This is a genomic window from Pseudomonas sp. 9.2(2024), assembly GCF_039695385.1.
Taxonomy (GTDB): domain Bacteria; phylum Pseudomonadota; class Gammaproteobacteria; order Pseudomonadales; family Pseudomonadaceae; genus Aquipseudomonas; species Aquipseudomonas paraglycinae.
Map to the genome: position 1 here is coordinate 2,812,501 of NZ_CP155585.1, position 26,657 is coordinate 2,839,157.

General features: G+C 59.2%; 22 protein-coding genes, 2 rRNA genes and 1 pseudogene (1 of these 25 running past the window's edge). 15 read left to right on the forward strand and 10 right to left on the reverse strand.

Annotated features, from left to right (window positions below):
- The 5 genes and pseudogenes from ABFB52_RS12610 to ABFB52_RS12630 all read left to right on the forward strand — a co-directional run.
- A 23S ribosomal RNA gene (locus ABFB52_RS12610) occupies positions 1-2,352 on the forward strand; it begins 539 nt to the left of the window's first position.
- 151 nt (positions 2,353-2,503) lie between these two features.
- Positions 2,504-2,619, forward strand: a 5S ribosomal RNA gene (rrf, locus tag ABFB52_RS12615).
- Between the two features lie 124 nt (positions 2,620-2,743).
- Positions 2,744-3,199 carry a VOC family protein gene (locus tag ABFB52_RS12620; protein ID WP_085747571.1) on the forward strand — a complete coding sequence of 152 codons (456 nt, stop codon included), beginning with the start codon at positions 2,744-2,746 and terminating at the stop codon, positions 3,197-3,199.
- An 80-nt stretch (positions 3,200-3,279) separates the two neighbouring features.
- Positions 3,280-4,824: a class I SAM-dependent methyltransferase gene (locus ABFB52_RS12625; RefSeq protein WP_102686635.1), complete on the forward strand. Its 1,545-nt coding sequence runs from the start codon at positions 3,280-3,282 to the stop codon at positions 4,822-4,824.
- 14 nt (positions 4,825-4,838) lie between these two features.
- A pseudogene (locus ABFB52_RS12630) lies at positions 4,839-5,084 on the forward strand (diguanylate cyclase); the annotation flags it as partial.
- Here the strand turns inward: ABFB52_RS12630 and ABFB52_RS12635 are convergent.
- Together ABFB52_RS12635 and ABFB52_RS12640 are read right to left on the reverse strand one after the other, a co-directional pair.
- Positions 5,063-6,187, reverse strand: coding sequence for an alkene reductase (locus ABFB52_RS12635; RefSeq protein ID WP_129974367.1), 1,125 nt, complete (start codon positions 6,185-6,187; stop codon positions 5,063-5,065). The pseudogene ABFB52_RS12630 and the gene ABFB52_RS12635 sit on opposite strands and share 22 nt — an antisense overlap.
- Before the next feature lie 117 nt (positions 6,188-6,304).
- A complete protein-coding gene (locus tag ABFB52_RS12640; protein WP_102686638.1) occupies positions 6,305-6,982 on the reverse strand; it encodes a type 1 glutamine amidotransferase domain-containing protein in 678 nt (225 codons plus the stop codon).
- 209 nt (positions 6,983-7,191) lie between these two features.
- Here ABFB52_RS12640 and ABFB52_RS12645 point away from each other — a divergent pair, with 209 nt between their 5' ends.
- Both ABFB52_RS12645 and ABFB52_RS12650 read left to right on the forward strand, forming a co-directional pair.
- Positions 7,192-7,776, forward strand: a complete 585-nt coding sequence (locus ABFB52_RS12645) for a TetR/AcrR family transcriptional regulator (RefSeq protein ID WP_134023107.1) — start codon at positions 7,192-7,194, stop codon at positions 7,774-7,776.
- Positions 7,777-7,921: 145 nt separating this feature from the next.
- On the forward strand, positions 7,922-10,048 hold the full coding sequence (locus tag ABFB52_RS12650) for a TonB-dependent siderophore receptor (RefSeq protein ID WP_129973841.1): 2,127 nt from the start codon (positions 7,922-7,924) through the stop codon (positions 10,046-10,048).
- A 56-nt stretch (positions 10,049-10,104) separates the two neighbouring features.
- Here ABFB52_RS12650 and ABFB52_RS12655 read toward each other — a convergent pair whose 3' ends face one another.
- From ABFB52_RS12655 to ABFB52_RS12670, 4 genes are all read right to left on the reverse strand, one after another.
- The gene (locus ABFB52_RS12655) at positions 10,105-11,061 is read right to left on the reverse strand and encodes a 2-hydroxyacid dehydrogenase (RefSeq protein WP_085747564.1); all 957 of its coding nucleotides are present in this window, start codon (positions 11,059-11,061) and stop codon (positions 10,105-10,107) included.
- 32 nt (positions 11,062-11,093) lie between these two features.
- On the reverse strand, positions 11,094-11,858 hold the full coding sequence (locus ABFB52_RS12660; protein ID WP_129973842.1) for an SDR family oxidoreductase: 765 nt from the start codon (positions 11,856-11,858) through the stop codon (positions 11,094-11,096).
- Between the two features lie 39 nt (positions 11,859-11,897).
- Entirely contained in the window at positions 11,898-12,590 is a 693-nt protein-coding gene (locus ABFB52_RS12665) for a fumarylacetoacetate hydrolase family protein (protein ID WP_039771001.1), read from the reverse strand.
- A 99-nt stretch (positions 12,591-12,689) separates the two neighbouring features.
- Positions 12,690-14,039, reverse strand: coding sequence for an MFS transporter (locus ABFB52_RS12670; protein ID WP_102717362.1), 1,350 nt, complete (start codon positions 14,037-14,039; stop codon positions 12,690-12,692).
- Between the two features lie 588 nt (positions 14,040-14,627).
- Between ABFB52_RS12670 and ABFB52_RS12675 the strand changes: the two genes are divergently transcribed.
- Positions 14,628-15,560 (forward strand): AraC family transcriptional regulator, encoded by a 933-nt coding sequence (locus ABFB52_RS12675; RefSeq protein WP_085747560.1) that lies wholly within the window; start codon positions 14,628-14,630, stop codon positions 15,558-15,560.
- A 4-nt stretch (positions 15,561-15,564) separates the two neighbouring features.
- Here the strand turns inward: ABFB52_RS12675 and ABFB52_RS12680 are convergent, their stop codons facing one another.
- Complete coding sequence (locus ABFB52_RS12680) at positions 15,565-16,503, reverse strand: AraC family transcriptional regulator (RefSeq protein WP_129973843.1); 939 nt, start codon at positions 16,501-16,503, stop codon at positions 15,565-15,567.
- Between the two features lie 21 nt (positions 16,504-16,524).
- Positions 16,525-17,358 (reverse strand): oxidoreductase, encoded by an 834-nt coding sequence (locus ABFB52_RS12685; RefSeq protein ID WP_129973844.1) that lies wholly within the window; start codon positions 17,356-17,358, stop codon positions 16,525-16,527.
- 190 nt (positions 17,359-17,548) lie between these two features.
- On the opposite strand from ABFB52_RS12685, the gene ABFB52_RS12690 reads away from it, so the two are divergent.
- Positions 17,549-18,532 (forward strand): alpha/beta hydrolase, encoded by a 984-nt coding sequence (locus ABFB52_RS12690; RefSeq protein WP_256656683.1) that lies wholly within the window; start codon positions 17,549-17,551, stop codon positions 18,530-18,532.
- An 11-nt stretch (positions 18,533-18,543) separates the two neighbouring features.
- Here ABFB52_RS12690 and ABFB52_RS12695 read toward each other — a convergent pair whose 3' ends face one another.
- Entirely contained in the window at positions 18,544-19,422 is an 879-nt protein-coding gene (locus ABFB52_RS12695; RefSeq protein ID WP_039771013.1) for a LysR substrate-binding domain-containing protein, read from the reverse strand.
- A gap of 104 nt (positions 19,423-19,526) precedes the next feature.
- Here ABFB52_RS12695 and ABFB52_RS12700 point away from each other — a divergent pair, with 104 nt between their 5' ends.
- The 4 genes from ABFB52_RS12700 (at position 19,527) to ABFB52_RS12715 (ending at position 22,992) form a co-directional block, all read left to right on the forward strand.
- Entirely contained in the window at positions 19,527-19,952 is a 426-nt protein-coding gene (locus ABFB52_RS12700) for a VOC family protein (RefSeq protein ID WP_085747586.1), read from the forward strand.
- Between the two features lie 113 nt (positions 19,953-20,065).
- The gene (locus ABFB52_RS12705; protein ID WP_129973845.1) at positions 20,066-21,325 is read left to right on the forward strand and encodes a cation:dicarboxylase symporter family transporter; all 1,260 of its coding nucleotides are present in this window, start codon (positions 20,066-20,068) and stop codon (positions 21,323-21,325) included.
- A gap of 109 nt (positions 21,326-21,434) precedes the next feature.
- The gene (locus ABFB52_RS12710; protein WP_129973846.1) at positions 21,435-22,538 is read left to right on the forward strand and encodes an alkene reductase; all 1,104 of its coding nucleotides are present in this window, start codon (positions 21,435-21,437) and stop codon (positions 22,536-22,538) included.
- A gap of 73 nt (positions 22,539-22,611) precedes the next feature.
- The gene (locus tag ABFB52_RS12715; RefSeq protein ID WP_039771019.1) at positions 22,612-22,992 is read left to right on the forward strand and encodes a nuclear transport factor 2 family protein; all 381 of its coding nucleotides are present in this window, start codon (positions 22,612-22,614) and stop codon (positions 22,990-22,992) included.
- Positions 22,993-23,032: 40 nt separating this feature from the next.
- Here ABFB52_RS12715 and ABFB52_RS12720 read toward each other — a convergent pair whose 3' ends face one another.
- Positions 23,033-24,892 (reverse strand): ABC transporter ATP-binding protein, encoded by a 1,860-nt coding sequence (locus tag ABFB52_RS12720; protein ID WP_129973847.1) that lies wholly within the window; start codon positions 24,890-24,892, stop codon positions 23,033-23,035.
- Positions 24,893-25,056: 164 nt separating this feature from the next.
- On the opposite strand from ABFB52_RS12720, the gene hchA reads away from it, so the two are divergent.
- Positions 25,057-25,935, forward strand: a complete 879-nt coding sequence (gene hchA / locus ABFB52_RS12725; RefSeq protein WP_129973848.1) for a glyoxalase III HchA — start codon at positions 25,057-25,059, stop codon at positions 25,933-25,935.
- Positions 25,932-26,651, forward strand: coding sequence for a PA1136 family autoinducer-binding transcriptional regulator (locus ABFB52_RS12730; protein ID WP_129973849.1), 720 nt, complete (start codon positions 25,932-25,934; stop codon positions 26,649-26,651). The genes hchA and ABFB52_RS12730 overlap by 4 nt, the downstream gene beginning before the upstream one ends.
- Positions 26,652-26,657 lie beyond the last annotated feature (6 nt).

Consider the following 26,657-nt stretch of genomic DNA (forward strand, 5'->3'; position numbering starts at 1 on the left):
TTCTGTGACTGCGTACCTTTTGTATAATGGGTCAGCGACTTATTTTCAGTGGCGAGCTTAACCGAATAGGGGAGGCGTAGCGAAAGCGAGTCTTAATAGGGCGTCTAGTCGCTGGGAATAGACCCGAAACCGGGCGATCTATCCATGGGCAGGTTGAAGGTTAGGTAACACTGACTGGAGGACCGAACCGACTACCGTTGAAAAGTTAGCGGATGACCTGTGGATCGGAGTGAAAGGCTAATCAAGCTCGGAGATAGCTGGTTCTCCTCGAAAGCTATTTAGGTAGCGCCTCATGTATCACTGTAGGGGGTAGAGCACTGTTTCGGCTAGGGGGTCATCCCGACTTACCAAACCGATGCAAACTCCGAATACCTACAAGTGCCGAGCATGGGAGACACACGGCGGGTGCTAACGTCCGTCGTGAAAAGGGAAACAACCCAGACCGTCAGCTAAGGTCCCAAAGTTATGGTTAAGTGGGAAACGATGTGGGAAGGCTTAGACAGCTAGGAGGTTGGCTTAGAAGCAGCCACCCTTTAAAGAAAGCGTAATAGCTCACTAGTCGAGTCGGCCTGCGCGGAAGATGTAACGGGGCTCAAACCATACACCGAAGCTACGGGTATCACGTAAGTGATGCGGTAGAGGAGCGTTCTGTAAGCCTGTGAAGGTGAGTTGAGAAGCTTGCTGGAGGTATCAGAAGTGCGAATGCTGACATGAGTAACGACAATGGGTGTGAAAAACACCCACGCCGAAAGACCAAGGTTTCCTGCGCAACGTTAATCGACGCAGGGTTAGTCGGTCCCTAAGGCGAGGCTGAAAAGCGTAGTCGATGGAAAACAGGTTAATATTCCTGTACTTCTGGTTATTGCGATGGAGGGACGGAGAAGGCTAGGCCAGCTTGGCGTTGGTTGTCCAAGTTTAAGGTGGTAGGCTGAGATCTTAGGTAAATCCGGGATCTTAAGGCCGAGAGCTGATGACGAGTTGCCTTTAGGCGACGAAGTGGTTGATGCCATGCTTCCAAGAAAAGCTTCTAAGCTTCAGATAACCAGGAACCGTACCCCAAACCGACACAGGTGGTTGGGTAGAGAATACCAAGGCGCTTGAGAGAACTCGGGTGAAGGAACTAGGCAAAATGGCACCGTAACTTCGGGAGAAGGTGCGCCGGTGAGGGTGAAGCACTTGCTGCGTAAGCCCACGCCGGTCGAAGATACCAGGCCGCTGCGACTGTTTATTAAAAACACAGCACTCTGCAAACACGAAAGTGGACGTATAGGGTGTGACGCCTGCCCGGTGCCGGAAGGTTAATTGATGGGGTTAGCTAACGCGAAGCTCTTGATCGAAGCCCCGGTAAACGGCGGCCGTAACTATAACGGTCCTAAGGTAGCGAAATTCCTTGTCGGGTAAGTTCCGACCTGCACGAATGGCGTAACGATGGCGGCGCTGTCTCCACCCGAGACTCAGTGAAATTGAAATCGCTGTGAAGATGCAGTGTATCCGCGGCTAGACGGAAAGACCCCGTGAACCTTTACTATAGCTTTGCACTGGACTTTGAATTTGCTTGTGTAGGATAGGTGGGAGGCTTTGAAGCGTGGACGCCAGTTCGCGTGGAGCCATCCTTGAAATACCACCCTGGCAACTTTGAGGTTCTAACTCAGGTCCGTTATCCGGATCGAGGACAGTGTATGGTGGGTAGTTTGACTGGGGCGGTCTCCTCCTAAAGAGTAACGGAGGAGTACGAAGGTGCGCTCAGACCGGTCGGAAATCGGTCGTAGAGTATAAAGGCAAAAGCGCGCTTGACTGCGAGACAGACACGTCGAGCAGGTACGAAAGTAGGTCTTAGTGATCCGGTGGTTCTGTATGGAAGGGCCATCGCTCAACGGATAAAAGGTACTCCGGGGATAACAGGCTGATACCGCCCAAGAGTTCATATCGACGGCGGTGTTTGGCACCTCGATGTCGGCTCATCACATCCTGGGGCTGAAGCCGGTCCCAAGGGTATGGCTGTTCGCCATTTAAAGTGGTACGCGAGCTGGGTTTAGAACGTCGTGAGACAGTTCGGTCCCTATCTGCCGTGGACGTTTGAGATTTGAGAGGGGCTGCTCCTAGTACGAGAGGACCGGAGTGGACGAACCTCTGGTGTTCCGGTTGTCACGCCAGTGGCATTGCCGGGTAGCTATGTTCGGGAAAGATAACCGCTGAAAGCATCTAAGCGGGAAACTTGCCTCAAGATGAGATCTCACTGGAACCTTGAGTTCCCTGAAGGGCCGTCGAAGACTACGACGTTGATAGGTTGGGTGTGTAAGCGCTGTGAGGCGTTGAGCTAACCAATACTAATTGCCCGTGAGGCTTGACCATATAACACCCAAGCAATTTGAGTCGAAAGGCCAGATTGCGGTGTGTGAAGACGCAATGAACCGAAAGTTCGACGCTCACAAAACACCGAAAGCTGTCACATACCCAATTTGCTGAAGCGAGGCCCTCTGGCCACGACTCAGTACCCGAATTTCTTGACGACCATAGAGCGTTGGAACCACCTGATCCCATCCCGAACTCAGAAGTGAAACGATGCATCGCCGATGGTAGTGTGGGGTTTCCCCATGTGAGAGTAGGTCATCGTCAAGATTAAATTCCGAAACCCCAATTGCGAAAGCAGTTGGGGTTTTGTTTTGCCCGCAGGAAAGTTTTTGCTCACGTTTGAGCACGCGTTGTTGGTTACCATGTGCGTCCGTTCGGCAGGAGGCAGGCAATGCAACTCAAGTTCAGTCACGTCGATGTACTCGTCAATAACCTCGAAGAAGCCTGCGCGTACTACGCGCAAATATTAAAGGCGAGAACCTCCAGGACGCTGGTGTGGGAGCGGGGCGGCCTGCATGTGCGTTATGCGATTGCGTTGATCGGGCAGGAGCGTTTCATGCTGGTTCAGCCATTGGCCGGGAATCTGCGGGAGCTCCTGGATAGCGCAGGCGAGGGCATGATCTACCGTCACTGCTATTCGACTCCCGATATCGAAAAAGCCTACGACGAGCTTGTCGCTGAAGGCGTACAGCCCGAAGATGAAAACGGTAAACCGTTGGTCCGCGAACATCTCCAATCACCGGCAGGGGCACGCATCATCTGGTTGCCCAAACGCTTCGGCCACTTCTCGATCGAAATCCTCGAGGAAGAGACGCTAGAGGCATTTATCGAAGACGCGTTTGCCTGATAGCTTCCCCTCTTGTGATACGCCATCACTACCCCGTATAAGAGCGACTTTCATTTCCGATATCAGAGTAGGGTGCACGCATGAGCAATGCCTGGAACGAGGGATATTTCACGGACGAAGGCTACACCTACGGGTATAGCCGGGAAATCAATCCGGTTTTCCAGCGTTATTGTCTGCTGCTGCGCGGTTTCGCCACGCTGGAGAGCACCGACGGTTATCACTGTGAGCTGGGCTTTGGTCAGGGCGTTTCGATCAACATCCATGCCGCGGGCAATCCAGGCTCCTATGTCGGTACCGACTTCCACCCGGGTCAGGCGTCCCATGCCATCGCTCTGGCCAGAGACTGGGGCAGCGATGCGCGACTGTATGACGACAGCTTCGAGCAGTTGCTGGCCCGCCATGACTTACCTCAGTTCGATAGCATCAGCCTGCATGGCATCTGGACCTGGGTCAGCCGCGACAACCATAAGCTGATCGTGGAATTCGTCCGCCGTCATCTCAAGCCAGGTGGTCTGCTCTACGTCAGCTACAACTGCTTCCCGGGCTGGTCGCCTCAGGCACCGTTGCGCCAACTGTTCAGTCTGCACGACCGTTTCGCCAGCCAGCCGTCTGCGCGCCCTGATCAACGTATCGACGCTGCGCTGCAATTTTCCGAAGCGCTGCTGGCTGCAAATCCTAAATATGCCAACTCCGCACCGGGGCTGGACGCCAAGCTCCAGAGCATCAAGGGTCAGGATCGCCAGTACGTCGCCCATGAGTATTTCAACCGCGACTGGAACTGCATGTATTTCACCGACGTGGTGGATGCCCTGGCACCCGCCAAGCTCGATTACGCCACGACAGCCGTGCCGCTGGACTCCGTCGACCCGCTCAACCTGAGCGCCGAAGGCATGGACTTTCTGGAAGGTATCGAGCATCCCGTCATGCGTGAGCAGGCGCGTGACTACTTTGTGAACCAGAGTTTCCGCCGGGATCTTTATGTGCGTGGCGCCAACAAGCTGTCCGCCTCCGAGCACCGTGAGCGGATGCTCAGCACGCGCTTCGTCCTGTTGCAGGCAGCCGACAGCGTGCCGGCCAACGTCACCGGTCCGGCGGGCGCAGCGACGCTGCAGGCAGAGATCTATGGCCCGGTACTCGCAGCCCTGGCGGATGACGCCTATGTGCCGAAGACCTTGCGGCATTTGCTGGATCTCGTGCCCTCGTTGGCCTATGGCGACGTCGAGCAGGCCCTCAACGTGCTGATCGGCATGAGCGTTGTAGCGCCCTGTCAGAGCGAGGCGGCTGAAAAGCTGGTGCAGGCCCGTTGCAACACCCTCAACCTGCAGCTGTGCAAGCGTTCGTTGTACGGCAACAGGATTCAGACCCTGGCGAGTCCGGTGACCGGTGGTGGCGTGACGGTCAGCCGCTTCCAGCAGTTGTTCCTGATCTCGATCAAGCAAGGCAAAAAGCACCCGGCTGAATGGGCGCAACTGGCGTGGGGCATCATCGGCGGCCAGGGCGAAGGTCTTCTGAAGGACGGCAGGGCCCTGACCACCGCTGAAGAAAACCTTGCCGAACTGACCTGGCAGGCTCAAGCGTTTGCCGAGAATACGCTGGTGATTCTCAAGGCTTTGAAAATCGTCTAGTCGAGACGAGGGACGGCGCAGCGGTCGTGGCGCAAATAATCCTGAAACGCTTGGCGCAAGAGCCTATCGCTCACCGGACCAGTCCATTCGGCCGAGTGAGTGTGAGCATCGGCATTGCGGCCGCCACAGGGTCGCAACTGGACACGGTACAATGCCTGATCGCTGCGGCAGATCAGGCGCTGTATCAAGCCAAAGGGGCGGGCCGCAATCAGCTCGCCAAAAGTGTCGCCAGCGAAAGCTACTCTCCGTACACCGGGTAATCCACATAGCCTTCGGCATGGCCGCCATACACCGTGGCCGGGTTCAGCGAATTCAGCGGCCAGCCATTGGCGATCCGCGCGGGCAGGTCCGGGTTAGCCATGAACGGGCGACCGAAAGCCACGAGGTCCGCCAATCCGGATTCAAGCAACCGCGCACCGCTTTCGGCGTTGTAGCGGCCCGCGTAGATGATCGCGCCGCTGAAGGTGTCGCGTACCGCTCGACGGAAGGTTTCCGGCATCACTGGCGCGTCGTCCCAGTCGGCTTCGGCGATGGACAGGTAGGCGATGCCGACGTCTTGCAGCACCTTGATCGCTTCGATATAGGTGGTGTGAGGGTCTTCCTCGACCATACCCAGATAAGTCCGCGCTTCATCGGTGGTGGTGAACAGCGGCGCAAAGCGCACGCCGACCTTTTCCTTGCCGATGCATTCGGCGACCCCGGCCACTACTTCGCGCAGAAAGCGCAGACGGTTATGCAGCGAACCGCCGTATTGATCGGTGCGCAGGTTGCTGTGGGCGGAGATGAACTGGTTCACCAGATAACCATTGGCACAATGCAGTTCGATACCGTCGAAACCGGCGTCCATGGCATTGCGCGCCGCCTGGATGTACAGCTGAACCAGTTCCTGGACTTCATCGGTGGTCAGCGCTCGAGGCGCGGACGGCGGAACCAGAGCGCCCACACCGGGCGCGGTTTCGATGAACACACTGACCCGGTCGGTGGCGATGGCGGAGGCCGACACCGGTGCGTCGCCATTGGGTTGCAGGGCAGTATGGGATACGCGACCGACATGCCATAGCTGCGCGAAAATCACGCCGTCACTGGCGTGGACAACCTCGGTGACCTTGCGCCAACCGGCAATTTGCTCAGGTGTATGAATGCCCGGGGTCCAGGCGTAACCCTGGCCACGGGGTTCGATCTGAGTGCCTTCAGTCACCAGCAAGCCCGCACCGGCCCGCTGCTGGTAATACTCGGCCATCAATTCATTGGCGACATTGCCCGGTTGGGTGCTGCGCTGGCGGGTGAGGGGCGGCAGGACTATGCGGTTTTTCAGGATGTGGCGGCCCAGGGTGACGGGTGTAAAGAAACTGCTGTGGTTCATGGAAATACCTTTTCATGGCCTTATTAGACCAGTCGACTATTCAAGTGGCGAAAAAAGAACACCGTGCAACGCACACACGGTGTCCGGATCAGTTGTTCGAGGATGTAGCGGAAAGCTTCAGCCCAGCAGCTTCAGCAGTTTTTCGGCGACAGCTGCCGAGCTGGCAGGATTCTGGCCGGTGACCAGTTTTCCATCCGTCACGACATGAACTTGCCAATCCGCAACTTTGGAATAGCGACCGCCAAGACGCTGAAACTCGTCTTCGATCAGGAAAGGTACGACATCCGTCAAACCGACGGCCGCCTCTTCGGAATTGGTGAAACCGGTCACTTCGCGATGCTGGATCAGCGGTTTACCGTCTGCGTCGACGACATGACGCAGCACCCCCGGCGCATGGCAGACGAAGCCATGGGGCTTGTTGCTGCGCGCGAAGGCTTCGATCAGGGCAATCGAATGCTTGTCTTCGGCCAGGTCCCAGAGCGGGCCATGGCCACCTGGATAAAACACCGCATCGAAATCTTCGGCGCGGACGTCGGCCAGGCGGCCGGTGCTCGCGAGTGCCTGCTGGGCCGCAGGGTCCTGGCGGAAGCGATCGGTTTCAGCCGTCTGAGCGTCGGGCTCGTCGCTCTTCGGATCTAGCGGCGGCTGGCCGCCAGCGGGCGAAACCAGTGTGACGTCGGCATCGGCGTCCTTGAAGGCGTAGTAGGGGGCGGCGAACTCTTCGAGCCAGAAGCCGGTTTTCTTGCCGGTGTTGCCGAGTTGATCGTGGGAAGTCAAAACCATCAAGATTTTCATAGAGCACCCTGGGTTGGTCTGGCAGCGTTCATGAGCAAGGGATTCGCACAGGATCGACACCGGGAAAAAGTTTGTCGGGGCGCAGCATAGTTTCCAATTAGACCAGTCGTCTAGTAATTTTTTCTCTGAAGCTTTTTCATGGACAGGTGTGGCAAACTCGCGTTCCTTTGAGATAAACGACTGGTCTATTGCCTGGTAATTCGTGCCCCATGAAACCGACCTACGACGACACCCGCCAACATTTGCTCGACACCGGCCACCGGATGATGGCCGAGAAAGGCTTCACCAGTGTCGGCCTGAACGAGATCCTGCAGACCGCCGGCGTGCCCAAGGGCTCGTTCTATCACTACTTCAAATCCAAGGAACTGTACGGTCAGGCCTTGCTCGAGGATTACTTCGTCGACTATCTGGCGGACATGGAGCGACGCCTGACGCTGCCCGGCCTGAGCGCCTATGAACGGCTGATGGATTATTGGCAAGGCTGGCAGGATCGCTGCACCCTGGAAGGCCATGGCGACGAATGCCTGGTGGTGAAACTCAGCGCCGAGGTGGCTGACCTTTCCGAAACCATGCGCCTGACCTTGCGTGATGGTGCAGAGCGAGTGGTGGCGCGCATCAGCGAGTGCATCGAACAGGGCCAGGTCGAAAAAAGCTTGCCTGAGGGCGATGCTCGGCAACTGGCTGAAACCCTGTATCAACTGTGGCTGGGGGCCAGTTTGCTGAACAAACTGCAACGCACAGGACAGTCGTTGAGTACGTCAATGGCGACCACGAAACGCCTGTTGAGCGTGTGAGCAGGAAATAGACGCAAGAGGTGAGAGTCAGCTGCACAAACGAATGGGAATGCCTATCAATTGCGCGGCGGGTGGTATACCATCCGCCGCGTTTTTGCTGGCAGTTATCCCCTTCGTTCTGGCCTATCTGTAAGGTTCTCCCCCCATGCGTCGAACTCTGCTGTCCATCTGTGTGTTGCAAACGTTGTCTCCCTTTGCGTGGGCCGAGCCCTCCGGTTCAACAGCGTCAGCTCTGGAGCTGGAGGCAACCGATGTGGTCGGTACCGCGGATTACGAAAGAGCGGACGGCCCGGTACACGGATATCGCGCGACCCGTTCGGCCAGCGCCACCCGAACCGATACCTCGATCCATGAAACCCCGCAGTCGATCAGTGTCGTCACTAAAGACGCGGTCGAAGACATCGGTGCTACCCGGCTGCAGGACGCACTGGATTACGCGGGCGGAGTAGGGCGAGCCAACAATTTCGGCGGCCAGGGACTGACCACGTTCACCGTGCGCGGATTTACCACCGGCGAGTTCTACCGTAATGGTTTCCCGATCAATCGCGGGTATCCGAACATGCCGGATGCCAACACCATCGAGCGTCTTGAGGTCCTGCGCGGTCCGGCGACCATGCTCTACGGCCGTGGCGATCCGGGTGGCACCTTCAATGTCGTTTCCAAACAACCGTTGCCCGAGCGCACGGTCACACTCGGCAGCCAGTTGAATGACCAAGGCATGCGCCGCGGTACTCTGGATGCTTCCGGTCCGCTCGATGAAGAGGGACGTCTGGCCTATCGCCTGAACGTGGTGGGCGAGGGCGGCGATACCTTCCGCGATCACGTCGAAACCGAACGCTACGGCGTGACCCCGGTGCTGACCTGGCAGGCCAGCGATGACACCCGAGTGATCTTCGAGGGCGACTTCATGCGCAACAATCATCCGCTGGACCGGGGCGCGACGCGTTATCCCCGGCAGATCGGCACCGCCTCCCGCGACACCTTCTTCGGTGAGCCGGGCGCTGGCAAGTTGCACAACGACAACAACATGGCGCAATTGCGCTTCGAGCATGTGCTCAATGACGACTGGACACTGGGCGGTGGTTTCCAGTGGCTCGACGGAACCTTGCAGGGCAATGCCATCGAAGCCAACGGCATTGCCGCCGACGGCCGGACTTTGGGACGAAACTTCAACTACCGCAAGCTGGAGTGGACGGACAAGGACACCCAGCTCAACCTGACCGGTCACTTTGCCACGGGCGGCCTGCAGCACACCTTGCTCACCGGTATCGAATACGAAGATTACGACTACCAGTCGATCATCCAGCGCTCCAGCGGCGCGGTGAGTGCCTATCCGATCGACATCTTCAATCCGGTGTATGGGCAGCCCCGTCCGGCACTGACGCGCACCCCGACCCACGACAAGGAAAATCTCAAGACCTACGCCGCGTTCGTACAGGATCAGGTGGCTCTGACCGATCAGCTGAAAGTCCTGGCCGGCGCACGTTTCGAACGCTTCGAACACGACTACGAAACCTACGTGCCCGGCGGCAAGAACTGGCAGGCCAGTGACAATGCCGTCACGCCCCGCGTCGGTGTGACCTATGACCTGACCGACACCCTCGCGGTTTACGCGGACACCGCGCGTTCATTCAAGCCCAATACCGGCGCGAGCCGACAGGGCGGGGGCTTTGGACCGGAGAAAGGCAAGTCCTGGGAGATGGGCGTCAAATGGGAAGCGCTGGATCATCAGTTGAGCGTTGACGCGGCGATCTATCAGATTGAAAAGCGCAATGTCCTGACCACTGACCCGGTGGACTCGACGTTCAGCGTGGCTGCCGGGGAAGTGCGCAGCCGCGGGTTTGACCTCAATGTCGCCGGCAACCTGACCCCCGAGTGGCGTGTCATCGGTGGTTACGCCTACGTCGATGCCGAGGTGACCAAGGACAACGTGATCCGCTCCGGCACGCAACTGATGAACATCCCGAAAAACAGCTTCAGCCTGCTCAACGTCTATGAGTTCCAGGACGGTGCCCTCAGTGGTCTGGGTCTGGGAACAGGCCTCAAATATGTCGATGAGCGCGCGGGTCAGACGGCGAACACCGCGTTTTCGATGGGGAGCTACACCGTTGTCGACCTGCTCAGCTACTACAAGGTCAATGACAAGGTACGCCTCAACCTCGACCTGAAGAATCTGTTTGACCGGGACTACGACGAGGGCGCATTCGGTAACGTCTACGCCTATCCGGGGGCACCGAGAACGGTGCAGGTCGGCATTTCCTACACGTTGTAGTCCGATCGGGTCTGAAATCCATCATCGGGGGCAGCGGCCCCCGATGACTGTGGGGCTCAGCCGGTCACACACCCTTGCGGAGTCTTTCCGGCAAAACTGTCCACCAGGCTCGCCACAACCATCTCGCCCATGCGGGTGCGGGTCTGCAGGGTCGCGCTGGCGCGGTGCGGTTGCAGCACCACCTGTTCCTGGGCAAACAAGGCTTCAGGAACGTTGGGCTCATCGACGAAAACATCCAGCGCCGCACCCGCGATCTCACCGGCCGTCAGGGCCGCCACCAGATCGGTTTCGTTGACCAGTTTTCCCCGGGCGACGTTGATCAGGTAGCCGCCCTTGCCCAGGGCCTGCAGCACGGAGGCATCGATGATGGCTTCGGCCTTGTCGGCGGCCGCCGCGAGAATCAGCGCATCACTGTCGCGGGCCAATTGCTTGAGGTCGGCGATGAAGGTGTGGCTGATATCGCTCATCGGTTGCAGGTCGGTGTAACTGATCGGACAGCCAAACGCAGCAGCGCGAGTGGCGACCGCTCGGCCGACCCGGCCCATGCCCACGATGCCGATCCGCATGCCGGACACCTGACGTGCCAGCGGCAGCGGTGCAAGCGGCGTCGGGCTCTGCGGCCACTGGCCCGAGCGCACGTAACGGTCACTGGTACACAACCCACGGCACACGGCGATCAGCAAGCCGATGGCCAGGTCGGCCACGTCTTCGGTCAGAGCCCCGATGGTCGCCGTCACGCGGATCCCGCGATCCCGGGCGTAGGCCAGGTCGACCGCATCGGTGCCGACACCGTTGACCGCCACCACTTCCAGTTTGGGCAGTTGCGCCATCAACGCCTGACTGATGCCCGTGTGACCACCGGTGATCACGCCGCGAATGTTGGCGCCGTGTTCCTGCAAATACGCCGCTTTGTCGGCCTGCTCGAAATAACGCCTGATCGTGAACAGTTCGCCGAGACGGGCATTGATTTGCGGAATCAGGATCGGGCTCAGCTGCAAGACTTCTGGCTTCATGTAAACCTCACTTACGCAATAAAAAAGCCGGCTCAACCGCGGCCGGCAAACGGCATGGCAGTGGCCATGACGGTCATGTTCAGGACGTTGGCCGACAGGGGCAGACCGGCGATGTAGCGCACGGCGTCGGCGACGTGCTTGACGTCGACCATCGGCTCCACGGCGATGCTGCCGTTGGCCTGGCGCACGCCTTTGGTCATGCGCACCGACATTTCGGTCAAGGCATTGCCGATATCGATCTGACTGCAGGCGATATTGAATTCCCGACCATCCAGCGCCAGTGATTTGGTCAATCCCAATACCGCGTGTTTGCTGGCGGTGTACGCGCTACTGAAAGGACGCGGGGTGTGAGCCGAAATCGAACCGTTGTTGATGATGCGTCCGCCCTGTGGCTGCTGCCGGCGCATAAGCCCGAACGCGCCACGGGCGCAGAGAAAAACCCCGTTGAGGTTGGTGTCGATCACGTTTCGCCACTGCTCGAACGTCAGTTCGTCCGGCGGCACGGCGGGGGCATTGACCCCGGCGTTGTTGAAGACCACGTCCAGGCGTCCGTAGACTTCGGCAATGGTTGCAAACAGCTGATCGACACTGGCCGGGTCGCGTACATCGGTGGGCACCGCCAGCGCTTCGTTTCCTTCGCTGGCCGCCAGATCGACCAACGCCTGCAAGGGTTCGGGTCGGCGTCCGGCCAGCACCAGGGTGTATCCGTCGGCCAGCAGGCCCAAGGCCACGGAACGGCCGATTCCGCTACCGGCGCCGGTCACCAGGGCAACTTTCAAGGGTTGAGTGTCAGACATCTTGTTGTTCTCCTTTTTTCCAATCACTTAAGGACAGACTCAAGGCCGTGGGCCGACGCGCATTTCGAGTTGGCCGATGCCGTCGATCCCGGCGCTGATGACGTCGCCGGGTTGCAAGACATCGACGCCAGCGGGGCTGCCGGTCATGATCAGGTCGCCGGCCTTGAGTGTTACGGATTGCGAAATGCGGCTGATGACTTCACTCACCGACCAGATCTGGCTGTCGAGACGATCGCGCTGGCGTTCCTCACCGTTCACGCTCAACCATAATTCCCCTTCGAGCCGACCGGTCCGAGTGACCGGCACAATGGCGGTCATCGGTGCGGCGCCGTCAAACACCTTGGCACCTTCCCATGGCAAACCGTCGCGCTTGGCCAGGCGCTGTACGTCACGACGGGTCAGATCCAGTCCGGCGGCGTAGCCCCAGACATAGGCCAGCGCCTGGCTCTCTGGAATCTGCGCACCGCCTTCGCCGATGGCCACGACCAGTTCGATTTCATGGGCGAACTCTTCGGTCAGTGACGGGAAGATCACTTCGCCGGCAGCGTCCACCACGCTGCTTGCCGGTTTCATGAAGAACACCGGTGGCTGGCGCGGTTGGCCCAGGGTGTCCGGCCATGGGTAGTTGCGGCCGACGCAAAAGACGCGTCCGACGGGAAAGCGTTGCTCGCTGCCGACAATCGGCAAGGTCACTGGCAGATCCGGGGTAAAGACGTATTCGGTCATGTTCATCCTGCTGGAAGTCCTGTGTGAGAGTGCAGCGTACGGCGGCAATCGCTGGCGAAGTTGGACGAAAGCCGCCTCCAATTGGAGAAACCGGTTGTTCTGGCTTCAGCGTGTTTTCAACTCGATGCGGTACAGGCGACCGAGCAGCAAGGAATAGGAGAGGGTGCCGATCAGCGCCACGGCGCCGATGAACCAGAACGCCCAGGCGAACGAGCCGGTGGCGTGGACGATGGCGCCGATCACGATCGGAGTGACGATGCCGCCGATGTTCGCGGCCAGGCTGGTGATTCCGCCGGTCAGCCCGATCAGTTCCTTGGGCGCCACCTCCGACACCGCCGCCCACGAGGACGACGCGATGCCCTGAGCGAAAAAGGCAATGGTCAACACGGCGATGCAGATGACGTTCGAGTCGGTGAAATTCACCAGCACGATCGACATGCCCAGCATCGACCCGACTACCAGCGGCAGTTTCCGGGCGAAAGACATTGAATAGCCACGACGGATCAACAGGTCGGAGACGATGCCGGCGAGCAGGATGCCGACCGTTGCGCCCACGAAGGGCATCACGGCAAAGATCCCGGCCTTGATCGTGGTCAGATGGCGTTCTTCAATCAGATAGGTCGGGAACCAGGTGAGGAAGAAGTACAGCGCCGAGGTGCTGGCGAACTTGCCGATACAAATGGCCCAGACCTGGCGATAGCTGAACAGCTCGGCGATCTGCCGCCAGTTGAAGCGGGTGCGTTCCTGGCTGCTCTTGACCAGTCCGCCACCGGCCTCGATGTATTTCAACTCTTCTTTGCTGACCTTCTTGCAGTTCAGCGGATCGCGATACAGATACAGCCACAGCACACCGAAGACGATGCCGAGCGCGCCGGTGCTGTAGAAGACATGGCGCCAGTCAAAGGTTGTGGCCAGCCACAGCAGGGCACCGGTAAACAGTGCCGTGCCCAGGTACTGCCCGCAGACGTAAATGCTGCTGGCCAGTCCCCGTTCCCGCGCCGGAAACCATACGGTTACCGCACGGCTGTTGGCCGGAAACGCCGGCGCTTCCATCGCCCCGACGGCCAGACGCAAGCCGAACAGCGAAGCGAAACCCGTGGCGAAGCCTTGAAACACCGTGACGGTCGACCAACTGATCAGTGAAACCCCGTAGGTGAAGCGTGAGCCGAAGCGGTCGGCGATAAATCCGGCCGGCACGAGAGCGAGTGCGTAGGTCCAGGCAAAGGCAGAGAAAATCAGCCCCATTTCGATCTTGTCCAGACCCAGGTCCTTGGCCATGAACGGGGCGGCGATCGAGATGTTCACCCGGTCGATGTAATTGATGATCGTCGCAATCAGCAGCAGCGAGAGCATGAACCAGCGTCGCCGCGTCGGCAGTCGCCGGGAAGAGGCGGCGTCCCTGTCGCCGGCAATCAACGGCGGGGCGGTGGTGGGGGAGGTGTGTGAATTCGACATGAGTGGACCTCGTTATTGTTAGAAGTGTCGAGTTGTTTGCGGACAGCCGACGCCGTTGCCCGCTGTTCGGGGGCAAGGCAATCGAAGTTGAAACCAATGGCAAAAACGGCCAGGGTCAGACGTTCAGGGACGTCTTCCGGCTGGCATCGTCGGTAAAGGGTGGGGAGGGGCGGCGGGGAGCAATAGCGGATTCATGACGTGCGCACCTTCTGTTGTTTTTGAAAGAGGTTGGGCGTGGGAAATACAGTGGTCGTACAACCTCTTGAAATCAATCAAGGTGTTAGATCATTTTTTCCGGAGAAGGGCGCGTCGGATAAACCTGTCCAAAAAAAGTCCACACAGTAAATTTTCCAGATGCTCTCTGGTTTATTTTCTATCCGACTGTTTTTAAAAGGAAAAAATACTGAATTTGCGGACGCGTTTTTTGGACAGTGATCATTGGCAGTGGCGGTGTAGAAAAAACACTGAGTCTGGCGTCGTCGTATGACTGCTTGAAGGGGCGGCGCCGAACCTTCAAGATGAGCCAAGCCGATAACTCGGTAACGCCAGGAAAACCTGCCCAAGTAACCTGTCGAGGATTCTCAAGAAATGACGTCACAATGCCGTGTGCCCACCTACGTCATGCAGCAACGCAGCGAGATGATGGATTTCTACATTCGTGACAAGAAAGGTCGCCGCGCCGAGACTGGCCCGCACCGACACGAATACTTCCAGATCCAGATCAACCTCGGCGGCGACACGGTGCAGCACATTGGCAACGCGGTTCGTCCGTTTCCGCGTAACGCACTGGCGTTTATCCTGCCGCACCGTGTGCATGTGATCCCGCATCCGGCGGACAGCAATTTCATGGTGATCAACTTTTCCCAGACCTTTCTGTTGCCGCATTTGCAGTGCGACCCGATGGATCTGGAGGAGGTATCGATTCTCCTGGCGCCCGAACTGTCGCCGTTTCGCTTTCAGGAGCATTTGGATTTCATTCTGGGGAATGAGGATTTCAACGAGGTCTGTGGCCTGATCGAACAGATGCGCAGGCTGGACGAGAATCGTCAGTTCGGTACGCGCGAAGTGCTCAAGGGATTGCTGCTGCAACTGGTGGGCAAGGTGTGCGTCCTGTATGCCGAACCGCTCAAGCGCCTGGCGGAAGAAAACGCAGCACAGGCCAGTCGACGGGATGCACTGAGCCGGATGTTCGAGTACTTGCGCAAGAATATTGCCGACCCCGATCTCAATCTGATCAAGGTGGCGGCGGCGACCTACCTGTCACCGACTTACCTCACGCACTGGCTGCGCAAGGAAATCGGCAAGACCTTCACCGAGCTGGTGCTGGAACGCAGAATGCACGCGGCGCGCAATTACCTGCTCAATGGAGCCCGGCCAGTGGGCGAGGTGGCGAGGCTGTGTGGTTTTGCGGATGAAGCTTATTTCTCCCGGCGCTTTCGCCAGATCCACGGCCAGCCACCTGGACAGTTCCGCCGTCGGCAACTGGACCCAGACACCCCGCAGTCACCTGTAGATGCCTGATCGGCTAATGCGACGAAACATAAACCGAGGCCGACGTCGGCGCAGGCAACGCATACGTTGCCTTCATCCACTCGATCTCCGCTTGCGGCGTTCGGCCGAAGAAGCGTTTGAACTCGCGGCTGAATTGCGAAGCGCTTTCATAGCCGACACTGAACGCCGCCGCTGACGCGGTCATGGCATGGCGCAACATCAAAAGTCGCGCCTGATGCAGGCGTGTCGACTTCAGGTATTGCATGGGCGAGGCGTCCGTCACGCTGCGAAAGTGCAGGTGAAAACTGGGCACGCTCATGCTCGCTTCGCGGGCCAGTTGCTCGACGTCCAGGCGCTCCTGATAGCTGCTGTGGATCTTGCGGATCGCCCGCGTCACCTTGCCGAAGTGTCCCTGTCGATTGAGTGCGGCGCGCATCGAACCGCCTTGTTCTCCAGTCAGGATGCGGTAATAGATTTCCCGCAACAGCGACGGCCCCAATATCTGCGCTTCGCCCGCATTGCTCATGGCTTCGAGAAAACGTAGCGTCGATGCGCGCAGGCGGTCGTCCATCGGCGAGGCGAACATGCCCTTGGGTGGCGCATCACTCGGGCCGTGAACCTCATCCACCTGCGGCATCAACTCGCTGGCCACCTGGAAATCGAGCTGCATATAGATCGCGAGCATTGGCTCGTCTTCAGAGGCGTCGGTCTCCATGGTGAAGGGGATCGGAACCGACACCACCAGGTAATGCTGGGCGTCATAGACGTAAACGTCATCGCCCAGATACCCGCGTTTCTGTCCCTGACAGAGAATCACGATGCCGGGGTCGTACAGCACCGGCGTGCGGGTCAGTGGTCGGTTCGAGCGCAGGAAGCGCACGCCCTCCAACGCACTGAGGTTATAGCCCTCGACCGGTGCCAGCGTTTCCATGAGCTGCACCATGCGCGAAGTGCTTGGGTCGGCCTGTTTCATCGGGTTCTCTCTGTGGGCCGTTCAATGGTCGGTGGAACGGGTCAGCGCTTCCCATTGATCGATCTCGCTGGCGGCACGTTTCAGCTTGTCGCGCACCAGGTTCAATGCATCGCTGCCCAGCAACAGATGCGCTGGCGGAGCAGGGCTGGCGATGATTTGCAACATCGCCTGCGCCGCTTTGCGCGGATCACCGAGTTGCTTGCCGCTTTTGTCTTCGCGGGCCTTGCGCACCGGATCGAAACTGGCGTCATAGTCGGCGATGCTGCGCGGTGTGCGCTGCATCGAGCGACCGGCCCAGTCGGTTCGAAATGAACCCGGTGCGACGGCGGTCACGAAGATATTGAACGGCGCCAGTTCCTTGCTCAGGGTATCGGAGATACCTTCGAGCGCAAACTTGCTGCCGCAGTAGTACGCGATACCCGGCATGGTGATTGTGCCGCCCATCGACGTGATATTGAGAATATGACCCGCCCGCCGCTGGCGAAAGAACGGCACAAACGCCTTGGTCACCGCGACCGCGCCGAACACATTCACGTCGAACTGGCGGCGCATGTCCTCCAGCGGCGATTCTTCTAAAATGCCTTCGTGGCCGTAGCCGGCGTTGTTGACCAGCACATCGACCGGACCGTGGGTCGCTTCGACGGTCGCCACGACGCCTTCGATGCGGTCGAAGTCCGTGACGTCCAGCAGCACGCCGTACGCATTATCGATAGAAAGAGCCTGAAAGGCTTGCAGATCGGCTTCGTTGCGCACGGTCCCGATGACGCGGTGGCCGGCAGCCAGCGCTTCTTTGGCCAGCGCGTGGCCGAAGCCGCTGCTGACGCCGGTGATGAAGAGGGTTTTGGTGGTGGTCATGACGGGCTCCAGTTAATGCGGTTTCAACTCATGGTATCCATCGAAGAAACACTCACCTATGTCGGTTTGTCTTTGATCATTGCCTATTCCTATCAACGGCGCGACAAACGGCCAATGAGCTTTTTGCGTTGCTCCAGGCATCCAGGCTGGAACAGACCGCAACCGCTGATATCCTGCGCAACAACCGCCGATGAGCCAGGACGAAATGAAGACATCAACCCGTTGGCCCGCAGACGATAACGAGTTGGCGCAATTGCGCGCGTTCAACCGCAAGCTTGCCCGGCTGCCGCGCTTTCGCATCCGCAATCGCATCACCCCACGGGCGATTCAGTTGTTGTTGCGCCTAAGCCAATTGGGCGGCGCAAGAAAGTTGCTCAAGCACGGGCTCAAGGCCGAACGAAAAGTGGTGGGTGTCGACGGCGCGTCAGTGCCGGTGCGGATTATTCGGCCAAATACAAAGGCCAAAGGCGTAGTGCTGGATTTCCATGGCGGCGGCTGGGTCATCGGCAACGCGCAGATGAACGATCCCCTCAACATCGCCATGGTGAAAGCCTGCGATGTGGCAGTGGTCTCGGTCGACTATCGGCTTGTGGTCTCGACTCCGATCGAGGGCGTCATGCAGGACTGCCTCACGGCGGCCCGCTGGCTGCTGAGCGATGACTGCCGCGAGTTTGCGAACCTGCCCGTCATCGTCGTGGGCGAGTCGGCAGGCGGCCATCTCGCCGCCGCGACCCTGTTGCAACTCAAACAGTGGCCGGACCTGCTCGAACGGGTGAGCGGGGCGCTGCTGTATTACGGCGTCTACGACCTGACCGGAACCCCCAGCGTACGCAACGCCGGGCCCGATACCTTGCTGCTGGACGGGCCGGGGATGGTTGAAGCGCTACAAATGCTCACGCCGGGGTTGAACGATGAAGAACGCCGGCAGGCGCCGTTGTCTCCGCTGTACGGTGACTTCACCGGTTTTCCGCCAGCGTTGATGTTTGCTGCGCAACTGGATCCGCTCAGGGATGACACGCTTGAGTTGGCTGAGCGTTGGGGCAGGGCGGCGGAAGTGGAGGTGCATCTGTTGCCGGAAACCGCACATGGGGTGATTCATTTTCCGCTGGGGTTGGCGGGGAAAGTGCTTGGGTATAGTCGTGCGTGGGTTGCGGGGCGGCTTGTTGAGGGGTGAGCCATCGACCCTCACTCAGCCGCCACCTTGAATTGCTCGAGAATAAGTTCAGCCAATGTCCTGACAGGCTCGGTGAAACTTCGCCGAGGCCTGTGCACCAGTCCGATATCACGATGGAAGGTGTGTTGGCCGAGATCAAGCGCCCGCACACCTGACGGCCATTGCTGATGGGTGGCCGTCTGCGGCACGAGCGCGACCCCTACGCCATTTTCCACCAGCCTGATGATGGCCTCCAGCTCATCCAGCTCAGAGACTTCACGCAAAGTGAAATGCATCTGTCGCAGGAAACGATCGACCTGCCTGCCGCCGAAGGAGGAGCGGTCATAGCGAATGAACGGCAGGCTTGAGAGCAGTTCGATCCAGTCTTCTCCCGGTACGTCCTTGGGCACGATCAGACGGTAGGGTTCAAGCGCCAGCGTGGTCCAGCGCAGATCGCTTTGAAGCGAGAAGGGCGGCCGAATGATCGCCGCCATGTCGATTTCGCCAGTATCCACCAGGTTCACCAGCTCCATGGAAAGACCGGGCACGACACGCGTTCGGCATTCCGGGCACTGCTGGTGAAACCTGGCGAGTGCGTCCGGGAGAAACGATCGCTGGACTGAGGCGATTGCGCCGACGTTGACCAGAATGCGGGTGGAAAGACCGACGGTGGTCGATCCCAGGTTGTCGTAAAGACGAAGCAGCTCCTGCGCCTGAAGCAGGACTTGCTGGCCCATCCTGTTGAGGTGGGCCGAGCGTCCTTTTCTGTCGAATATTTCAAAGCCGAGCTCGGCTTCCAGACGTTGAATCTGGGCGCTCACCGCCGCCTGGGTGAGGCCGATCCGGTTGCCGGCGGCCGCGAAAGTGCCTTCCCGGGCGACGGCAATGAGGGTCTTGAGTTCTTTGATCATTCACAAATATTAGTTGTGTTTCTGAGAAATATATATTGATTTTTTTGCTGTCAGTGTCGCCCTACGATGTGCTCACCAACCACAAAAACCGTATCGGAGTCCTGATGAGCCTTTCGCCATTCCACCTCGCCATCCCCGTGTACAACCTGGCTGCAGCCCGCACTTTTTACGGTGAGGTCTTCGGCCTGGAAGAGGGTCGTTCCAGCAACCAATGGGTCGACTTCAACTTTTACGGGCATCAACTGGTGATTCACGAACACCCGAAAACCGACTCTCAGCAAAGCGTTCACAGCAACCCGGTCGACGGGCACGACGTTCCTGTTCCTCACTTCGGCATCATCCTGGGATGGGAAGAGTGGGAAGCGCTGGCAGAGCGCCTCAAGTCTTTCGGTACCGAATTTGTGATCGAACCTTACATTCGATTCAAAGGACAGGTTGGCGAGCAAGCCACCATGTTTCTGTTCGACCCTTGCGGCAATGCCCTCGAATTCAAGGCCTTCAAGGATATGAGCCAGCTCTTCGCCAAGTAAGAAACGCAATGGCACAACGGCGTTGTGCCATTTGATCTCAAGTGAGCTGGAAGCTCATGACTCTAGCAACTGCCGATTGATGCAGTCCTTTCATTCCAACAAGAAGGCTAGACATGAAACGTATTCCCCTGGTGTGGCAAATCGTTGCCGGGCTGTTGCTTGGCGTGCTCGTTGGTTGGTACTTCAATACCCATCCGCAGTATCAGTCGTGGGTCAGCACGGAGATCCTGAAACCGCTTGGCGATATCTTCATCAAGATGATGAAGATGGTGGTCGTGCCTATCGTGTTCTGTTGCATGATCCTGGGTATCGCCGGAGGCGGGGATAACAAGTCGTTCGGCCGGATGGGCATCAAGTCGCTGGGCTATTTCTTTGCGATCACCGGCCTGGCCATCGTGATCGGCCTGTGTTTCGCGAACTTCTTCGAACCCGGTACGGGCACCGATATTTCGGGCATCGCACACGGTGCTGCCGCCATCACGATGGAGCCTACGAAGGGCGCGCTCGTGATTGTGCAAAACATCGTTCCGGATAACGTTCTGGTGGCGATGTCCGAGGCGAAGTTGCTTTCTGTGCTGTTCTTCGCGGTGTTGTTCGGTGTCGCGCTCAACGCATTGCCCAGGGAGAAAAGTGCACCTGTGGTTGCGCTGGTCCAAGGCATTTCAGATGCGATGTTCAGGATCGTCTCGATCGTCATGGCCTATGCCCCGATAGGGGTGTTCGGCATGATCGGTGCGACCGTCGCTACCTTCGGTTTTGCCTCGTTGTTGCCCCTGCTCAAGTTGATTGGTGTGGTTTATCTGGCGCTGATCGTCTTCGCATTGGTAGTGCTCGGAGGAATCAGTTACCTGATCGGCGAGAACATCTTCAAGTTGATCAGGTATTTCCGCGACGAGTTGATTCTTGCGTTCTCCAGTGCTGCCTCTGCAGCGGTCATGCCGCAGTTGATGAGCAAGCTGGAGAACTACGGCGTACCACGGCGCATTGTCAGTTTTGTGGTGCCAGTGGGGTACGCGTTCAACCTCGATGGCGCGTCGATCTTCCTCGGCGTGGCGACAATTTTCATCGCCCAGCTTTATGGAATCGATCTGTCGCTTTCTCAGGAAATCCTGCTGGTGGTGACCATGGTGCTGACTTCCAAAGGTGCTGCCGGGGTGCCTGGATTCGCCATCGTCATCCTGTCGGCCACGTTGGCGTCTGCCGGTCTCCCGCTGGAGGGCGTGGCACTGATCGCCGGTATCTTCAGGATTATCGACAGCGGCACCACCACCCTGAATGTGTTGGGCAATGCGATCGCGCCCCTGGTGATCGCCAAATGGGAGAGGGTGACTCTTGAGCCTTCGCGCACCCGCCCGGACGTACAAAAGGCCTGACGATCACAAGGAGCACTGACGGTGCTGCACGAGTAAACGCCTGCTGATGTACAGGCGATTTTTTTCATCAAGTTACTAGACGACCGGTCTGATATTGAAGGTATGCAACATGATTGATAACAGTCGCAACACGGATCTTTTTTCTCCCATGCAAATGGGCGCCCTGCAATTGGCCAACCGGATTGTCATGGCGCCCGTGACTCGCAGCCGGATGGCTGAAGACGGCGTTCCGAACGAACTGCACGCGACTTACTACGCACAGCGCGCGAGTGCCGGCCTGATCATTGCCGAAGCGACAAACATTTCGGCGCAGGGGCGTGGCTATGCCATGACGCCGGGGATCTGGTCGGACGCGCAGGTGGCGGGCTGGAGAAAAGTCACGGACGCCGTCCATGCCGCAGGTGGCAGGATTGTCAGCCAGTTGTGGCACGTGGGGCGTTTTTCCAGCGTCGAGTTACAGCCCGACGGTGCCGCTCCCGTTGCGCCCTCGGCGATCAAGGCAGAAGGCAGCACCTACACCGAGAACGGCTTTGTCGAAGTGTCGATGCCCCGAGCGCTGGAGACGTCGGAGATTCCCGGCATCATCGAGCAATACAAGCGCGCCGCTGAAAATGCCAGGCGTGCCGGTTTCGATGGGGTGGAGGTTCATTCGGCGAACAGCTATCTGCTCGACCAGTTTCTGCGTGACTCGACCAATCAGCGCACTGACCGGTACGGCGGCACCATTGAGAACCGCGCCCGACTGACGCTTGAAGTCACTGAAGCGGTGATTTCGATCTGGGGCAGTGACCGCGTCGGCATCCGTCTTTCGCCGGTCACGCCCGATGCCGGAAACACGCCTCCCGACAGCAATGTCATGGCGACTTACGGATATCTGATTCAGCAGCTCAACCGGCTCAATCTGGCCTATCTGCACTTCGTCGAAGGCGCCACCGCGACTTCGCGAACGGTTCCTGATGGCGTTGATATGGATGCATTGAGCGCGCAGTTCGAAGGCCCCTTCATCGGCAATAACAACTACGACCTCGAGATGGCACTGGAGCGCCGGGCGCAGGGCCGGATTGACGCGGTGGCGTTCGGGCGCCTGTTCATTTCCAACCCCGACCTCGTGGAGCGCCTGCGTCGGGGCACCGAACTGACCATCGCGCCACGCGAGAGCTACTACGGCGGCGGCGCCAAGGGCTACACCGACTGGCCAACGGCTGACCATTGATGTGTGCGCCCTGAACCGGATCGGCGCAGGGCGGATTGATTGAAAAAACATTCACAGCAAACAGGAGTTCATCATGAGTCATCCAACTTACGTGCAGGAATACAACGCAATCGTCGAAGTCCTCAGCCAGTACAACGAAGGTGGAGCAAAGGCTGACAGCGCCTTGATGAAGCCCGCGTTCAATGCGCAGGCGACCATGTTCGGGGTTGACGACGGCAAGCTCGTCGGCGGCGCGATCCAGAATCTGTATGACGTCATCGACAGCGCGTTCCGTCCATCTCCTGAAGCCGAAGCCGCGATCGTCCGCATCGACATCGTCGGCACGGCCGCGAGTGCCCGGGTCGATACCGACAACGTGTCGGGGTTCCGTTTCACCGACTTCTTCAACCTGCTGAAGGTAGACGGCAAGTGGACGATCGTCAGCAAGATCTACCACACCCACCCGAGCGCCTGAGCCCTCGTCTTCTGCCCCGGCAGTACCGGGGCAGCACCGTTTACGCCTGATCCATCGCCTCGGTCAGCCCCTGATCCTCACCCAGAAACCCGCCACTCTGATGCTGCCACAACCGCGCATAGGTGCCGTTTTTCGCCAGCAGTTCGGTGTGGGTGCCTTGCTCGATGATGCGCCCCTCATCCATGACAATCAGTCGATCCATCGCCGCAATCGTCGACAGTCGATGCGCAATCGCGATCACGGTTTTGCCTTGCATCATTTCATCGAGGCTTTCCTGAATGGCGACTTCGACTTCGGAATCCAGCGCGCTGGTCGCTTCGTCCAGTAGAAGGATCGGGGCGTTCTTGAGCATCACCCGGGCGATGGCGATACGTTGGCGCTGGCCACCGGAAAGCTTGATGCCGCGTTCGCCCACCAGCGTGTCATAGCCGGTGTGGCCCTGGCGGTCGCTGAGCTGGTTGATGAAGCCGGCGGCCTGAGCATTGGCCGCCGCGCGCTGGATCTGTTCGTCGGTCGCGTCCGGTCGGCCGTAGGCGATGTTGTCGCGAATCGAGCGGTGCAGCAGGGACGTGTCCTGAGTGACCATGCCGATCGCGCTGCGCAGGCTGTCCTGGGTCACCTGTGCAATGTTTTGCCCGTCGATGCGAATCTCGCCACGGTCCACATCATAGAAGCGCAGCAGCAGGTTGATCAGCGTGGATTTGCCGGCGCCGGAGCGGCCCACCAGACCGATTTTCTCGCCCGGCTGGATGCTCAGGCTCAAGCCGTCGAGCACCTGGCGTTCGCCGTTGTAGTTGAAGCTGACGTTGTCGAATTCCACGGCGCCGCCGGAAGGTACCAGCACGCCGGCGTCCGGCGCGTCCTGCACCTTGGGGCCACGGGTCAGGGTGTCCATGCCGTCCTGCACGGTGCCGATGTTTTCGAACAGCGACGTCATCTGCCACATGATCCAGTGCGACATGCCGTTGATGCGCAACGCCATGGCCGTGATCGCCGCCACCGCCCCGGTGCCGACTTCGCCCTGATGCCAAAGCCACAAGGCATAGCCGCCGGCGCCCATGATCAGCCCGACTACCAGCGCCTGATTGACGATCTCGAACTGGCTGACCAGACGCATCTGGCGGAAACCGGTCTGCTTGAAATCCTCCATTGCCGCCCGCGCAAAATGCGCTTCACGTTTGGAGTGGGAGAACAGTTTCACCGTGGTGATGTTGGTGTAGGCGTCCGAAACCCGGCCCGTCATCGATGACCGCGCATGGGCCTGTTCCTGCCCGACCTGGCCCAGGCGTGGCACGAAGTACAGCATCGCCAGCCCGAACAGTGCGACCCAGGCAATGAACGGCAGCATGAGTTTCAGGGCGAAACCGCCGGCCAGGGCGATGATCGCTATGAAGTAAACGCCGATGCCCGGTGCGATTTCGATAACGGTGAACAGCACCTCGCGCACGGCCAGTGCCGTCTGCATCACCTTGGTCGTGACCCGGCCGGAAAACTCATCGGAAAAGAATGAAAGGCTCTGCCGCAGCATCAGCCGGTGGAAATCCCAGCGCAGCCGCAGCGGCAGATTGATCGCCAACACCTGGTGCTGAACCATGGTGCGCAGCGCCACCAGCCCGACGCTGGTCAGCAGCACGAGGCCGATGCCCCACAGCACACGGCTCTCCTGGCCGTTCACATCGCCGCCGGCCTGCCAGGCCGAAAGCAGGTCAACGACCTGACCCAGAAAGGAAAACAACCAGGCTTCGTAGATCGACACACCGGCACTGAGCAGCGCCAGCGCGAGGATATAACCGCGAGCGCCACGGGTGCAGGCCCACAGGAATCGCGCCAGACCGACCGGCGGTGGCGGCGCTTCGTCGGGCGGGAAGGGGTCGAGCCGTTGTTCAAACAGGCGAAGCATTGTGGGTCTCCGAATTCATCAGTTGCGGGGATTCTGCCACTTATCGATCACATTGAGGGGCTGCAGGTTCAGCGCATGATTTTTTGAGGGAAAACCCTCATTGTTGTAATGCTGACGCCTTACTAGCATGAACTCCGACATTGACCCACTCGATGGAGAGCACCATGGCTACCACGCAGACTGACGACAAGCGCCCAACCCCCGATCCGGCCGAGGACAACGCGTTTTTCCCCTCGCCGTATTCCCTCAGCCAGTTCACTTCGCCCAAATCCGATCTCAGTGATGCCGAGTACCCCAACCGTTACAAGGGCGGGCGCTGGAAGGTTCTGATGATCGGTGCGGACGAGCGCTATCTGTTGACCGACAACGGCACGATGTTCTCCACGGGCAATCACCCGGTTGAAACGCTGCTGCCGATGTATCACCTGGACAAGGCCGGTTTCGGCTTCGATGTCGCGACGCTGTCGGGCAATCCGGTCAAGTTCGAATTCTGGGCCATGCCCTCCGAAGACGCCGAAGTGAAGGGCTTCTACGAGCAATACCGCGATCAGTTCAAGCGTCCGCTCAAGCTGTCTCAGGTGATCGAAGAAGCGCTGGGCGAGGACTCGGATTACATCGGCGTGTTCATTCCCGGCGGGCACGGCGCGCTGATCGGCCTGCCGGAAAGCGAGGACGTGAAGAAAGTCCTGCAATGGGCCGTCGCCAAGGACAAATTCGTCATCACCCTGTGCCACGGCCCGGCGGCGCTGCTGGCGGCCGGCCTCGGCGAAACAAAAGATTCATGCATCTTCAACGGTTACCGGATCTGCGCGTTTCCCGATGCGCTGGACGCTACAACCCCTGACATCGGTTACATGCCCGGCCACCTGACCTGGAAGTTCGGCGAGCAGTTGCAGGCGCTCGGTGTGGAAATCACTAACCAGGACATTTCCGGGGCCACGCTTCAGGATCGCAAACTGCTGACCGGTGACAGTCCGCTGGCGGGCAACGCACTGGGCAAACTGGCGGCGGCCGCGGTCCTGAAAGAGGTCACGTCGGGGTGAGCTCCGGACCTGCCGAGGCACTCTTGCGCGCCGCCCTCGACATCGAGGCGGCGCCCACGCTAGTGGCGATCCAGAAGGCCGTTCGCGGTTTCGCCGGGGCCTATGGTTACGATCGGTTCGTCCTGTTTTCCGCCACCTCGGCGTCGGAGGACGTGGTTGAGCGCATTTACTGGGTGGAAGGCGACTGGTTTGGTGATGGTACTGGCGTCGACGCCGAGACCTACGTTCAGCGCTGCCCCGTGACTCGCCACCTGTTGGACGCCCGCGAATCGTTCTTCTGGAGCAAGGTGCAGGAGGAGAGCGGCGAACTTTATCGGCTGGTTCGCGTGCCAAGCGGCCCGGGCGTGCATGGATTGCAGATTCCGGTCTTCGGCCCGCAGGGGCTTGAAGGCGCCATGAGCCTGGGTGGTGAGCAGATCGATGCCTCGGCGCGAGTTCGTCTGGCGTTGGGCATGCTCGCCACAGTGGCGTTTTACTCCGCACGACGCTTGCTCGAAGCGCCGCTGGACGAGGCGTCCGGCAAACTGTCGACCCGTGAGCGCGAAGTGCTGGCGTGGGTCGCCGCCGGTCGGCGGCAGGCCGACATCGCTGCCACCCTCGGTCTGTCCGGGCGCACGGTGGAAAATCACCTGCGTTCGGCTCGTCGGCATCTGGGCGTGGCCACCACCGCTCAGGCCATCAAGATTGCCATTCGCAAGGGTGAAATAAAGGGGTGAGGTTCT